The organism is Microcystis sp. M53602_WE12 (assembly GCF_030065455.1).
GTDB classification, from domain to species: Bacteria; Cyanobacteriota; Cyanobacteriia; order Cyanobacteriales; family Microcystaceae; genus Microcystis; species Microcystis aeruginosa.
Genome location: NZ_JASJFB010000026.1, coordinates 14,522 through 27,525, shown reverse-complemented (window position 1 = coordinate 27,525; position 13,004 = coordinate 14,522). Strand labels below are relative to the sequence as shown.

Below are 13,004 nucleotides of genomic sequence, written 5' to 3'. Positions count from 1 at the left end.
TTTTCAGGGATGAGAAGATGTGGACTTCCAAACCCCCTCATACTCCCAGTCAAACCAAAATTTAAGTTATACTTCATCTATTTTAGCTTTTAATAGCAGGCTAGGGAAAAATCCTAAAATCCGAAAGAATAACCGATTTTTAACTTTAATTGACTTTGATCATTGCCATTAGTGGCAATATATCCCTCGATACCCCAATCGATCACACCTTGGCGATTAATTTGCTGACCAATTCCCATACCAGTGCGAATTAAAACCCCACCATTACTATTATCGCTGGTAATTACGCCCAATTCTGCTAAAAAAGTGCGATCAAAACGTTTCGGATAACCAATTGGTCGCGAGTAACCGAGAATTGCTGCCGGTAAAAAAGATTGATCGCCGTCATCGGGGTCAGTGTTTATGTTTAAATCGAGATTAAGATGCACGCGATGGAATTGACCAACAGTTTTACTGGCAATTCCCCGCAGACGAAAATCTAATCCCCTAGCATTATTTCCCGTCGGTAATCCTAAATCGGTACGAATGGCAAAAGCGGGAACATTATCGTATTCACGATTGAAATTATAGAAAAAACCTACAGATAAATTTCCCACATCAAAATCCGTATCATCACTATTAACTCGACCTCCCACCTGCGGATCGATGCCGATAATAATATGACCATTGCGAATAATACCGTTGAGGTATTCAAGATCAAACTCACCCCCAAGATTACTATTTTCAGGAAAGACTAGACTTCCTCCAAATTCTATCGATTGTTCCCCAAAACCAAGACTTTCAGCATCATCAAAAGAAAGGGGACGACCGGAATCAAGATTGTTATGATCGTTGGCAAAAACTGGATTAGTAAAACTGGCAACTAAACCCACAGCAATTAATAAAAATCTTCTCATTTTTTCAGTTCCTCTTGATCATTGCTGTCGTCAGGTTTTTTCTCCGTATTAGGAGGGTTTTCTGGAGAGTAATTTTCGTGGTTATGGTGTTGGTGATCTCCTCCCTCATCTACTTGAGAATCATCAGGTTTTTTCTCAGAATTATCATGATTATCGTGATTATGACCTTCGTGAGAAATATCTGTTGGCATTAATCCCATACCCGGAATTCCTGACTCAAAACGATGATCATGTAGTCCTTCACCACCATAATTTTTTCCCGCTGCCATTCCTTGATGATTAGCAGCCATTACTAACCAAATAGCGCGGGTAATTTGTTCGTCTTTTTGTTGGGGAGTTAGCCAATCTGATGCCAGAATATCATTAACCATATCGTGCAACATATGGAGGTTATCGAAGGTGTTAGATATTGCGGGAAAACGTCGGGCAAACTTGGGACTAAGTTCGGCAAACATCGGCATAAAAGCTCGATCGGTGCGATACAATTCCTGACTATGGTATTGTTTTCCTACCTGTTTATAAGCTTGTTTTTGTTCTTCTAGCGTCTTCTCATAGAGCAAGTCATACATTGTTCCTTGTAACCAATGGTAGCCCCAAAATAAGCCATTAACTTTCGGATATTTCTGGCGAAAGGCTTTAGAATAAGGCTGGGAATCCAGATAACCCATATTCATGGGTAATCCCGTAATCGCATAGGGAACTTTTGTCAAGTAAAATTGATATAATTTTTCAATTTCCGCCTCTTTTTCCTTGTTGGTTAATTTGCTGCTGGCTAAAACATCAACGGTTTGAGCATGGAAAATATGCGCCCACTCGAAAACCTGTTCTAAAACACCGTATTTTCTGCCAAAAGTTGGGGAAATATTACCCTCATCGGGCATAAATTTAGGCGGATTTTTTAAAACCCAATTAATTTTTTGGTATGTCTTAGTTTCTAAATCTTTCGCTTTTCCTGTTACGATATCTTCGTAGGCAAAGGCATGACCAACAGCGATCGCATTCAAGTCTAAAGCTAAATCTCTGACATTATAAATGGCATTGTTATAAACCCCTCTTTGGGGATAAATATGATTACGTTGCTTGTTATACATCCAAGCTGGTATATTATCAGGAATTGCTTGTAAAGTCTGAGTTTGAGGTGAATCAAGATGTAAATGTTGAGCAATGACAGGAGTAGAAATCATTGCTACAGTTACCAATAAAATTAACTTTTTCATGATAGTTAAACCTTGAGATTAGGGCAAATAAATTGATCGTCTTTTACTGGTGTATCCGTCCATCCTTGCAGGGTTTCGGTTAATTGTTGACGCAATAAAAGCAATTGTTCCACTTGTTGATCGATCTCAGCAATATGTTTAATTAATTTTTCTTGAATATCTCCACAGGGTAACTCACCATGGTCATGAATTACTAAACATTCGCGGATCTCTTGCAGACTTAAACCCAAAGATTGTAATCTTTTGACAAACAGCAAGCGATGGACAGTATCGGGAGTAAATAGGCGAAATTGTCCCTCTGTCCTCTCAGGGGACTGAATTAGTCCTAATTCCTCGTAATAACGAATCGTTTTAATTGAAACACCACTTTCTAGGGAAAGTTGACCGATTTTGAGCATTATTTTTGCTCCTTAATCCTATCGTTACCCTATTATAAAATCTCCCCCTGACTGGAGAATCAAGGGGGGGGAAAGAAATATTTTTTTAACTGACTTTACACTCAACTCCAAAACCGACCAAGAGAACTTTTTCCAAGGGTTCCCCCTCCTTGGGACGTTGATAGTTAATAATTTTGCGAATTCGCAGGTCTGGATTGATTAAAGTAATTGAATCCACGGAAACACTGCGAGTATAATTGGTGGTCATTAATAACTCTCTGGTAGTGGAATCAAAGCGAAAAGCGGAGATAATTGGTCTTGCTTCTTCGTAGGCGCGATCACGAAGATAATCCCCTTCTAAATAACCGTTATTTTCTGCTTTAACCACAAATAAAAGATTAAGATTTTGTCGCACTTCTTCCCCTTTTTCCGAGATGGTATAGAAACCTAAATTAAACCCGGGGATACTTTCTAAATCCGCAATATCAGGATAGTTATTATCTGTCAGAACTTTCTGTTTAATCTCCCTAGTCAGGGGTTGAATGAGGAATTCAGTACGGGAACGTTCCACTTCTTGATCGGCTAGATAATGATAGGTTCTTTCCGTTTGCCAACTACCGACACAATAGGCAAAAAATTGCTGAAAAACTTCGGTATTCATAGACTTCATTCTCCTCTTGTCAGTATTTTAATTTTGAGTTATTTTATCAGTAACTTGTTCCCGATTTTCAAAACCATAACAATCTCGAACCAGATAAAGTGGTCGGCCCTTTACTTCCTCATAAACCCTGCCAATATATTCGCCAATAATACCAAGAGTCAGTAATTGAATTCCTCCTAAAAATAAGATAGCAACCATCAGAGAAGCGTACCCGGGTACATCGATTCCTAAAATGATAGTCCTAAGAATTAAAAAACTAGCATAAACAAGACTAACAAGTGCAATGATAAATCCTACATAGGTCCAGACTTTCAGAGGTAAAAAACTAAAAGAGGTAATACCATCGATGGCAAAATTCCATAATTTCCAGTAATTCCATTTAGTTTGTCCTTGATACCGGGGTTCTCGATCGAATAAAATTGATGTCTGTTTATATCCCACCCAAGCAAATATTCCTTTCATAAATCTTTGACGTTCGGGCATCTTTTTAATTGATTCTACCACTCGGCGATCAATCAAGCGAAAATCTCCCGTATTAGGGGGAATAGGAACCCGACTTAATTTATTAATGACTTGATAGAAACCTTCTGCGGTGAAACGTTTCAACCAACTTTCGCCAATTCTAACCCGACGGGACGCATAAACCACATCATAACCCTGCTGCCATTTTTCGATCATTTCGGCAATTAATTCGGGGGGATCTTGTAAATCAGCATCAATAGGAATGACTGCCATTCCTTGACTGTAATCAATTCCTGCTGACATGGCAATATCTTTACCAAAATTCCGGGATAAATTAACCACTTTAATTTGTGGGTAACGTTGATGATATTCCAGGAGATTTTTGAGAGTATTGTCACGACTACCATCATTGACGCAAACGATCTCATAACTGGTATTTAGTGCCTCTAAAACCGCTAAAAGTCGCCTAAAGAGAGCATCGATGTTTTCTTCTTCGTTATAAAGAGGAACAACAACAGATATTTTCACGGGTATTTGATTTGATAGCATATTAATTTACAAAAAAATTAGAGAAATTTTCTAACAAATGTCAGCAATCAAAACTTGTTCGTACTTAGCTGCCGCTTGCTGCCAAGTATAATTATCTTCGATTAATTTGCGAGCATTTCTAGATAATTTTTCTCGCAACTCTGCCGATTCAAAAAGACTACTAACCGCCGTACAATATTCCTCAATACTATTAGCCCTTAAGGCTGCTAAAGGAACATTATTTCCTTCAACTGTTAATCCTTCTAAACCTCGATCGCTGGCTACCACTGGCACCCCCGCAGCCATAGATTCTAGGGTTTTAAACTTCATTCCAAAACCTGTTCTTAGGGGAATAACTGCCACAGTTGCCTGATGAAGATAGGTAGTCATTGATGGTACTCGTCCCGTCACAATTACTCCTTTTAACTTAGTTAATTCTTGCACTTCTAGGGATGGATTAGCACCGACTAGAGTTAAAGTAGTCTCGGGATAAGTAATTTGAATACGAGGTAAAATTTCCCTAGCTAAAAAACAGGCCGCATCGATATTAACCCAATAATCTAACCCACCGATAAAAACTAAATTATGTCCAGCAGGCTCCTCGGGACGATAGGGAAATAAATCTAAATCGACTGCATTAGGAATTAAATAAATCTCTCCATTGGGGGCAAATTCTTCCATTTGTTTTTGATCATCATCGGTAGTGACGACAATTTTTGAGAATTTCTGCACAGTTTTTTGTTCGTAGCGACCCATGAGAGGAAGGTAGAGACGATCCCGTAATTCTTGACTAGAAACCCCAATTTCTAATTGACTTTTGCAGGTTTGATAGAGGGAACTATGCACATCAATTACTGTCCTAATTTGCTGTTGCCATTGGGGACGAATATAAATTTCATTAACACTATGTTCACTGGTAATTACTGAGAATTTTTGACTATTAACTGCCCTATCTATCCAGTTCTGCATCTCTTGAGAATAGCCAAAAAGTACATTGGGAGGGGTTCCCGTTTGCAGGAATTGAGCTAATCTTTGCAGTTTAGCAATTATTCCAGTTTTGGCATCTCGAGGACGGGGAAAAACTACCAATTCACTAACAAAGTTACCTAACTTTTCTACCTCCTCATCGCTGACATCAGCAGTACGCTGAACGATGAGAGTAATATCATGATTTTTGCTGAGATACTTGAGTAAATTAAAAGTTCTGCCCTGAGTTCCCCCTCTGGTTGGTGGATAGGGGAAGGCGGAACTAATCATTAAGATATTCATAGCTATTCCTCTAAACGATTTTCTACCATCATGCGGACAATATCGGTCATTTTGTATCGTGCTTGCCAACCTAATTTTTCCTTAGCTTTGTTGGGATTGCCGCGACTAATGGCTAAATCTGTTGGTCTTAATAAACTTTGATCGGAAATTACATGATCTGGCCAATTTAAGCCCACAGTAGCAAAAGCTGTGGCGACAAAATCCTCCAGTTTTGAACTTTCTCCCGTGGCAATGACGTAATCATCGGGTTGCTCCTGTTGCAGCATTAAATACATCGCTTCAACGTACTCCGGTGCCCAACCCCAATCCCTTTGAATATCCATATTTCCTAAGTGTAAAGTCTCGATACTTCCCCGGGCAATTTTAGCCACGGCAGCGATAATTTTTTGGGTAACAAAGCGCTCGGGACGCAGGGGAGATTCATGATTGAAAAGTATGCCTGAACAGGCAAAAATTCCGTAGGCTTCTCGATAATTAGCCACTTCCCAAAAAGCCGCCGATTTGGCCACAGCGTAGGGACTGCGAGGACGAAAAGGGGTATTTTCGTCGGCAGAATTATCGCCGATATCCCCGAAACATTCACTCGATCCTGCATTATATAATTTAATTTTTGCTCCGGTAAATCGAATTGCTTCTAAGAGATTTAAGGTTCCCGTGGCAATACTTTCTAAGGTTTCCACCGGCTGCTCGAAGGATAAACCCACAGAACTTTGTCCAGCCAAATTATAGACCTCATCGGGCTGAATTTTAATTAAGACTTGTAGGACACTGCGAAAGTCGTTCAGTGCCATCGATTCTAGTTTTACCTGTTCCTTGATTCCCAAACGTTTCAGGTTACTAAAAGAGGACATTTGGGCATCCCGGGAGGTGCCACAAACTGTATAGCCAGCTTTTAACAGTAATTCGGCTAGGTAGGCTCCATCCTGGCCCGATATACCACAAATTAACGCTTTTTTACCCATTTATTTACAATAATTTACTTTTGAGGGGTTAACATCGCCTTGGCGGCCTCGCTTAAATAACCGATTTGTCCGTAGGCATAGAGAAGATTCTCAAACCTTTTAGCGGGATCATTGATAAATTTGACAGATTTAACCAATCCTCTCACCAAACGCTCACCTCCTCGCCTAAATTGAGCCAATCCCGTTCTTCCTGCCACTTCTTCCCGGTAGTGTTCGCTGATGCCTTGCCACCAACTACGACGCATAAACCATTGACGATTGATTCTTTCCGGGGCAACATTGTGTTCCACCAATGCTGCGGGAAAATAGCCTACTTGCCATCCCTGGGCGAGTGCTAGTTCTGTAGTGTATAATTCCTCGTTAGAAAGAAGTTTTTTACCAATTCTTCCCAAATTAGGGTCAAAACCGCCAATCTTCTCCCAGAAATCTCGCCGGATTGAGTAATTAACCCCTCGCGGAGTTAAATCCGCTTGGCTGATGTATACCACATTGTCGCCCAAATCGAAAGCCCCTAAACCCGCTGCTAACTCATCGGATAACCAATTGGGTTGACTGTAGCCTTGCGGCCAAATTAAGGTGACTTTTCCCCCCGCTACTGCCAGTTTGTCGTTATTTTCGTAGGCATTTAACAGAATTTGCAACCATTGAGGACTAGCGATCGCATCGTCATCCAAATAGGCTAAAATCGGCGCTCTAGTTTCCTTCGCCCCGCGATTTCTGGCGGTAGATAGCCCTAAAATAGGTTCGTAAACGTATTTTAGCCGCCCATCTCCCAGACGCGACTGGGCCACTTGACGGGTTTTATCGGTAGATGCGTTATCAACCACTAAAATCTCACAATCTGGGCAGGTTTGCCCTAAAAGACTATCGATCGCTCCTTCTAGGTAGTGATCGCGGTTGTGGGTACAGATAATCCCTGCTATTTTAGGAGCCATGGCTATCAAGGTTACTCATTCAATACCCTAAAACTTAACATTCCTTTGCAAAAATGTAAAAATACTTTTTTAACCTGGAGACAGGAGACAGGAGACTCCGAGACTCCGAGATTGCTTTTTACTTATAGCGTTTCTCGTAAAGATGAAGTATAACCTAATTTGGTATTGACGACCGACTCCCCAAAAGGAAAACTTCCTATCTCACCATGAAGATAACTGCTATAACACTCTCCACTCGACCAATCTAAAACCTAATTTGTTAAGCTAAAAGCTTTGATGTACTTAGTTTATAACCTTCTTTTTAGGTAGGAGAATTGCCAGATACTGTCTTGTGCCTTTTGCCTGTTGCCTCTTGCCTTCAGAAGCTGATTACTGATTACTGATTACTGATTACTGAAAATATTATGCCGAAAGTAACTGTTTGTATTCCCACCTATAACCGCGCCGATTATCTCAGCTATTCGATTAATAGTGTCTTGCGGCAGACTTATGAAGATTTTGAGTTAATTGTTTGTGATGATGGTTCTTCTGATCATACCCCAGAAGTGGTGGCAGCATTTCAGGATTCGAGAATAATTTATCTGCGTCATCCCCAAAATCTTGGTAGAAGTTTAAATATGCGATCGGGTTTTACGGCTGCTCGGGGAGAATATTTTATTAAATTCGATGATGACGATGGACTAACTCCTGAATTTTTAGCGAAAACTGTCCCTATTTTAGATCAAGAAAAAAACGTTGATTTTGTCTGTACAGATCACTGGATTATTGATAGATTTGGACAAAGAGTTGCATCAGCAACAAAAAAAAATTCAGCGAAATGGGGCAAAGATAGATTACAACAAGGGATTATTCCTGATTTAGAAAGACAAACTTTTTCCTGTAAAAGTTTACAGGTGGGTTCGACTCTTTTTCGTTATCAATCTTTAGCCGATGTGGATTATATGCGCCCTCAGGCGGATGGTTGTGAAGATTTTGATTTATTAGTGCGTTTAGCTTTAGCGGGAAAACAAGCTTATTTTCTGCCAGAATTATTAATGGAATATCGTTTCCATGGGGGGCAAACTAGCTTAAAACAAGCGGTTCACTTTTTGCAAGCAAACTTGTTTTGTACAGAAGGTTATCACTTTAATGATGTAAAATTAGAAGAAGAAAGAGTGAAAAGGACGGCTTTTTTACAGGAATGTTTGGGGATAAAATTAATTGAAAAGGGAGAAACCGAAGCCGGGCGAGTTTTAATAGAAAAAGCCTCGAAATTGTCAGGAAAATCCCGACGGGCCAGACTGGGTTTACTGCTTTCCTATTTACCTCTAAACTTGAGACAATTGGCTTTTCAAGGTTTCCGTCAACTACGTCCCAAAGATTACGCCGAACAGGTGAGAGCCGTGTAAACGATAACTTATAAGTAGGTAGGTGTTAAAAATTGTCAGACACCCCCCTTATCAAGGGGGGATTAAGGGGGTATCGAAGGCAAAATCTATCTTCTATTTAATTAGAACCACTTACTTAGCAGTTATCTTAATGGTGACAAGATAGGAAGTTTTCCTTTTGGGGAGTGGGTCGTCGATACCAAATTAGGTTACACTTCATCTTTGTGGGAAAAGCCGCCAGTTTTTTAATTTAACTATCTATGGATACTATTCACGTTACAGGAATTCGGGCCTACGGTTACACAGGATATCTGGCCGAAGAACAGGTTTTAGGTCAATGGTTTGAGGTGGATTTATCCCTAGAAGTTGATATCAGCATTGCTGGCAAAAGTGACGCGATTGAAGATACTCTAGATTATCGACAGGCGATCAAAATTGTCAAACACCAGATTGAAACCGGCAAATTTGCCCTAGTGGAAAAATTGGCCACGGTTATCGCTGAGGATATCCTAGAACTCGATCGAGTGCGACAGGTAAGAGTACAATTATCGAAACCTGCCGCCCCAATTCCCCATTTCACCGGTAAAATCACCATCGATATTACTAGATCCCGTTGAGTTTACGGGTATTATCGACTAAACTTCGCGCAAAAGCGTCAAAACGTTGGGAAAGCTTCTCGTCAAGGATTTTTCCGTCTTCGTTGAAGACTTTCCACGCTTGTCCTAAGCTAATTTGTTCGGGAATTACCCAAGCATGAACCCAACGGAGAATGATTCTTAAGTCATTTAGGGCGTTACTATTGGATTGGCCGCCTAAAACACTGATTAATCCAGCAACCTTTCCCGATAACTCCTCAAAACTCATTAAATCTAGGGCATTCTTCATCACACCACTGACACTGCCATGATACTCCGGTGTCGCCAAAATTAATCCCGCTGCCGATTTAACCGTTTGCTGCATTTTGGCCACATCGGGATAGTCAGAATAGTCATCTCCCCCGTTACAGAAGGGTAAAGAGAGTTTTCTCAGGTCAATTATCTCCGTTTCTACTCCTAACGCCTGTACTCGACTGATAAGCTAAACGGCGCTTAACCTGCATGATCCAACAGCTATAACCCTTTTGGAGTCTATATCGGTGATCCGAAGTAAAAGCCGTTTAGCTTAGCAACTTCTAACGCCATCGCACTATAGGATCCTGGGCGTAAACTGCCATTAATACCAACAATTTTGATCATAGAACTTATACAAACTCATAACGACTACATATAAGCTAACAAAAAAAGAGACAATTGGGGAAGCTTAGTTAAAAAAATATGTCGATGGGGCGGAGGGGGCGATCGATCTAAGTTTTAATAGGAGTAGAAAGAAAGATTTATTCCATTTCCCCTCATTGCCATGCCAGAATTTCTCGATTTTCTCAAACATAAATATGCCTATGTGGCTATTGGTGAATTTAAACCGGGGTGTTTTTCCGAAGCCCAAAAACTCTACGAAAAAGCCGTTTCCACCTATTCCACGGGATTCCAGGGAGCTTTTCTGTTGCAAAAACCCGGAACCGACGAAGGAATTGCCGTGATCATCTGGGATAAAATCGATGATATGGAGGCAAATAAAAGCGAAGCCCACGAATTATTGCTGAAATCCATGGCTCCTCTGTTTGCGAAACCGCCTGTCACCGATTTTTATGAAGTATGTAGCGAGATAGAAGGTTCCCCCATTTAGGGATAATGTTTCTTTTCGGTGGCGATTAATTTGGCGGCTAAAACCCCGCCTAGGAAACCAAATAAATGTCCTTGCCAAGAAATCCCCGGACGGGAAGGCAAAACGCCCCAAATTGTGCCACCGTAGAGTAAGAAGACTAGAATTGACAAGAGTATAGAAGGAATATTTCTCTGGAAATAGCCCCGCAGTAATAAAAAACCTAAATAGCCAAAAATCAAGATACTTGCTCCGATATGGATGGATCCGGGAGCAGCAAATAACCAGACTCCTAACCCCCCCACCAGCATAGTTAACCCAGTCACAATAAAAAAGTCACTGGTTTCCTGTAACATCACCAACCAACCAAGAATCAGGAAAGGAACGGTATTAGCGATAAGATGGGGAAAGTCACCGTGTAGGAAAGGTGCGAAAAGAATACCCCGCAATCCGATGACTTGATGCGGAATAATCCCGAAAATGTCTAAACTGCCCCGAAAAACAAATTGATCTAAAATCTCTAACAGCCAAAAAATCGCCACAAAGGTAGCGAGGATTATTGCTTGGGTTTTTATTTCTTGCCGAGATCCTTGACTCATAAGATTGATGGATGAGTTATTTTTTCCCATTATAGCCCCCCACATCAGTTATCAGTTATCAGTTATCAGTTATCAGTGATTCAGTTACCAGTGATTCAGTTACCAGTTAAGTAGGTGGGTGGAATTAAATATAAGATGAACGTAGGTTGGGTTGAAGCATGAAACCCAACGCCCGATTGTGTTACGCTACCGCTAACCCATCCTACAAATAATTTTGCCTCCCTACTTATCAGGTGTGAGTTATCAGTTTACTGTTTACTGTTTGCTGCGGGACAAAGAGGGGCTAATTGACAGGAAAAACAAGCGGGATTTCTTGCTTTACAAACTGCCCGGCCGTGGTAAATAATACTAATAGAAAAAGTTTCCCAATCTGGTTGAGGTAGTAAAGCCATTAAATCCCGTTCAATTTTCACTGGATCGTTATTAGTAGTTAAACCCAAACGATTACTTAAGCGCTTAACGTGGGTATCTACTGTCACCCCCTCAATAATCCCGTAAGCGTGAGCAAGTACCACATTAGCCGTTTTTCTAGCTACCCCGGGTAACGTTAATAATTCCGCCATTGTCTTGGGTACTTCCCCCTGAAAATCCTTGAGGATTTTTTGACAAGCACCCTGAATATTTTTAGCTTTATTGCGATAGAATCCCGTGGAACGAATGAGAGTTTCTAACTCCTCTCGCTCGGCAAAAGCTAAGGATTTAGCATCGGGAAAACGAGCGAATAAAGCAGGAGTTACCTTATTTACCCGCTCATCAGTGCATTGTGCCGAGAGAATCACTGCCACCAATAACTGCACGGGAGTTTGATAATTTAAGCTACAGGTTGCCTCTGGATATAATCGCTTTAAGTTGCTTAAAATTTCTAGGGCGCGCAGTTGAGGTTCAGTTTTTTTTCGAGAGTCCATCACTGGAATAAATCCTGAAAAACTGCTAGGTTAGCCGTGTCGCGCACGATTAAGAAAACTCCTAATCCTAAGAGTAAAACTAGACCTGTTTGCATGATGTTATCTTGCAGTTTAGTCGGGAGAGGTTTACCTACCAAAGCCTCGATTAATAAAAATACCAACTGACCACCATCAAGAGCAGGTAAAGGCAGAATATTAATCACCGCTAAGTTAATACTAATTAGGGCGGCAAATTGAAAAAGATTACCCGCATCATTACGAGCGATTGCGGCTCCGTATTCGACAATTTTAACCGGTCCTGCTACCTGTTGAACACTGTCTTTAAAGTTACTAACTAACTGCCCAAAACCTTGCACGGTTAATAGGGTTAATCGTTGAAATTCACCCGCACCTAAGCTAAAAGCTTGGCCAAAACTATCGGCTTTCAGGCGAGTTTCTTGACCGTTGGGAGCCAATCTAACCCCAATTTTACCCTGACCATCACTTCCCAATTCAGGAGTAACAATTAAATCGAGAGTTTCTGTCGGGCGTTTGATGGTTAATTTTAGGGGTTGATTGGGGGAAGATTGAATAATGTCACGGAAGTCAATAATGGCATTTTGAGAAGCACCAAGGGGCTGATCATTGATAGCGAGGACGATATCACCCGCTTGTATTCCCGCTTGTTTAGCGACGGAATTTTCAGCCGTAAAAACCTCTGGAATAATTACCCCTTCTTGATAGTTAATTTGGGGAAAACCCACCGTAGCGACTTGGGTAACAAGCAAAAAATAGGCAAAAATTAAATTAGCAATTACTCCCGCACTAATGACGATAGCTCGATCGAAAACAGGACGATTGCGTAATAAATCAGGATCGTTATTGGGAATTTGACTATCGGGATCGTCATCGGGAAAACCAACGTAACCCCCTAAAGGAATGGCGCGGAGGGCGTATTCCGTTTCTTTACCTTGATATTTAGCTAAAGCTGGACCAAAACCGATGGAAAAGCGATTAACATGGATAGATTGCCAACGAGCAGCGGCAAAATGACCCAATTCGTGAACGACAATTAATAGGGCAAGTACACCGATCGCTATTAAAACTGACATGATGATCAAATTATAATGACTTAGCTTTTGTTTATTG

Annotated in this window: 14 protein-coding genes and 1 pseudogene; 3 read left to right on the top strand and 12 right to left on the bottom strand. The window is 40.8% G+C overall.

The window, feature by feature from the left end:
• Positions 1–113 precede the first annotated feature (113 nt).
• From PX482_RS00955 to PX482_RS00920, 8 genes are all read right to left on the bottom strand, one after another.
• Complete coding sequence (locus tag PX482_RS00955; RefSeq protein ID WP_288094540.1) at positions 114–896, bottom strand: transporter; 783 nt, start codon at positions 894–896, stop codon at positions 114–116.
• Complete coding sequence (locus tag PX482_RS00950) at positions 893–2,113, bottom strand: hypothetical protein (RefSeq protein WP_190719413.1); 1,221 nt, start codon at positions 2,111–2,113, stop codon at positions 893–895. Before PX482_RS00950 ends, PX482_RS00955 begins: the two co-directional genes overlap by 4 nt.
• 5 nt (positions 2,114–2,118) lie before the next feature.
• Positions 2,119–2,511 carry a MerR family transcriptional regulator gene (locus PX482_RS00945; RefSeq protein ID WP_052275484.1) on the bottom strand — a complete coding sequence of 131 codons (393 nt, stop codon included), beginning with the start codon at positions 2,509–2,511 and terminating at the stop codon, positions 2,119–2,121.
• A gap of 85 nt (positions 2,512–2,596) precedes the next feature.
• Complete coding sequence (locus PX482_RS00940) at positions 2,597–3,151, bottom strand: phycobiliprotein lyase (RefSeq protein ID WP_002759809.1); 555 nt, start codon at positions 3,149–3,151, stop codon at positions 2,597–2,599.
• A gap of 27 nt (positions 3,152–3,178) precedes the next feature.
• A complete protein-coding gene (locus PX482_RS00935) occupies positions 3,179–4,162 on the bottom strand; it encodes a glycosyltransferase family 2 protein (protein ID WP_002759808.1) in 984 nt (327 codons plus the stop codon).
• Between the two features lie 30 nt (positions 4,163–4,192).
• Positions 4,193–5,410, bottom strand: coding sequence for a glycosyltransferase family 4 protein (locus tag PX482_RS00930; RefSeq protein ID WP_002759807.1), 1,218 nt, complete (start codon positions 5,408–5,410; stop codon positions 4,193–4,195).
• 2 nt (positions 5,411–5,412) lie between these two features.
• A complete protein-coding gene (locus PX482_RS00925) occupies positions 5,413–6,372 on the bottom strand; it encodes a GDP-mannose 4,6-dehydratase (RefSeq protein ID WP_002759805.1) in 960 nt (319 codons plus the stop codon).
• A 14-nt stretch (positions 6,373–6,386) separates the two neighbouring features.
• Entirely contained in the window at positions 6,387–7,307 is a 921-nt protein-coding gene (locus tag PX482_RS00920; RefSeq protein WP_043999111.1) for a glycosyltransferase family 2 protein, read from the bottom strand.
• A 404-nt stretch (positions 7,308–7,711) separates the two neighbouring features.
• Here PX482_RS00920 and PX482_RS00915 point away from each other — a divergent pair, with 404 nt between their 5' ends.
• Together PX482_RS00915 and folB are read left to right on the top strand one after the other, a co-directional pair.
• Positions 7,712–8,695 carry a glycosyltransferase family 2 protein gene (locus PX482_RS00915; protein WP_002759797.1) on the top strand — a complete coding sequence of 328 codons (984 nt, stop codon included), beginning with the start codon at positions 7,712–7,714 and terminating at the stop codon, positions 8,693–8,695.
• A 239-nt stretch (positions 8,696–8,934) separates the two neighbouring features.
• Positions 8,935–9,291, top strand: coding sequence for a dihydroneopterin aldolase (gene folB, locus PX482_RS00910; RefSeq protein ID WP_002759795.1), 357 nt, complete (start codon positions 8,935–8,937; stop codon positions 9,289–9,291).
• Here folB and PX482_RS00905 read toward each other — a convergent pair.
• A pseudogene (locus PX482_RS00905) lies at positions 9,278–9,909 on the bottom strand (NADPH-dependent FMN reductase). The gene folB and the pseudogene PX482_RS00905 sit on opposite strands and share 14 nt — an antisense overlap.
• Positions 9,910–10,069: 160 nt before the next feature.
• Here PX482_RS00905 and PX482_RS00900 point away from each other — a divergent pair.
• A complete protein-coding gene (locus PX482_RS00900) occupies positions 10,070–10,396 on the top strand; it encodes an antibiotic biosynthesis monooxygenase family protein (protein ID WP_002759792.1) in 327 nt (108 codons plus the stop codon).
• Here PX482_RS00900 and PX482_RS00895 read toward each other — a convergent pair.
• From PX482_RS00895 to rseP, 3 genes are all read right to left on the bottom strand, one after another.
• A complete protein-coding gene (locus PX482_RS00895) occupies positions 10,393–11,001 on the bottom strand; it encodes a rhomboid family intramembrane serine protease (RefSeq protein WP_002759790.1) in 609 nt (202 codons plus the stop codon). The two genes, PX482_RS00900 and PX482_RS00895, sit on opposite strands and share 4 nt — an antisense overlap.
• A gap of 218 nt (positions 11,002–11,219) precedes the next feature.
• A complete protein-coding gene (gene nth, locus PX482_RS00890) occupies positions 11,220–11,876 on the bottom strand; it encodes an endonuclease III (protein ID WP_002759789.1) in 657 nt (218 codons plus the stop codon).
• A complete protein-coding gene (rseP, locus tag PX482_RS00885; RefSeq protein ID WP_002759781.1) occupies positions 11,876–12,967 on the bottom strand; it encodes an RIP metalloprotease RseP in 1,092 nt (363 codons plus the stop codon). Before rseP ends, nth begins: the two co-directional genes overlap by 1 nt.
• Positions 12,968–13,004 lie beyond the last annotated feature (37 nt).

Bases quoted from the DNA above. Each gene is read 5' to 3' on its own strand.
- PX482_RS00930 (WP_002759807.1), bottom strand. From the start codon at position 5,410: ATGAATATCTTAATGATTAGTTCCGCCTTCCCCTATCCACCAACCAGA.
- PX482_RS00925 (WP_002759805.1), bottom strand. From the start codon at position 6,372: ATGGGTAAAAAAGCGTTAATTTGTGGTATATCGGGCCAGGATGGAGCC.
- PX482_RS00950 (WP_190719413.1), bottom strand. From the start codon at position 2,113: ATGAAAAAGTTAATTTTATTGGTAACTGTAGCAATGATTTCTACTCCT.
- PX482_RS00955 (WP_288094540.1), bottom strand. From the start codon at position 896: ATGAGAAGATTTTTATTAATTGCTGTGGGTTTAGTTGCCAGTTTTACT.
- PX482_RS00945 (WP_052275484.1), bottom strand. From the start codon at position 2,511: ATGCTCAAAATCGGTCAACTTTCCCTAGAAAGTGGTGTTTCAATTAAA.
- nth (WP_002759789.1), bottom strand. From the start codon at position 11,876: ATGGACTCTCGAAAAAAAACTGAACCTCAACTGCGCGCCCTAGAAATT.
- folB (WP_002759795.1), top strand. From the start codon at position 8,935: ATGGATACTATTCACGTTACAGGAATTCGGGCCTACGGTTACACAGGA.
- PX482_RS00915 (WP_002759797.1), top strand. From the start codon at position 7,712: ATGCCGAAAGTAACTGTTTGTATTCCCACCTATAACCGCGCCGATTAT.
- PX482_RS00920 (WP_043999111.1), bottom strand. From the start codon at position 7,307: ATGGCTCCTAAAATAGCAGGGATTATCTGTACCCACAACCGCGATCAC.
- PX482_RS00940 (WP_002759809.1), bottom strand. From the start codon at position 3,151: ATGAATACCGAAGTTTTTCAGCAATTTTTTGCCTATTGTGTCGGTAGT.
- PX482_RS00935 (WP_002759808.1), bottom strand. From the start codon at position 4,162: ATGCTATCAAATCAAATACCCGTGAAAATATCTGTTGTTGTTCCTCTT.
- rseP (WP_002759781.1), bottom strand. From the start codon at position 12,967: ATGTCAGTTTTAATAGCGATCGGTGTACTTGCCCTATTAATTGTCGTT.
- PX482_RS00900 (WP_002759792.1), top strand. From the start codon at position 10,070: ATGCCAGAATTTCTCGATTTTCTCAAACATAAATATGCCTATGTGGCT.
- PX482_RS00895 (WP_002759790.1), bottom strand. From the start codon at position 11,001: ATGGGAAAAAATAACTCATCCATCAATCTTATGAGTCAAGGATCTCGG.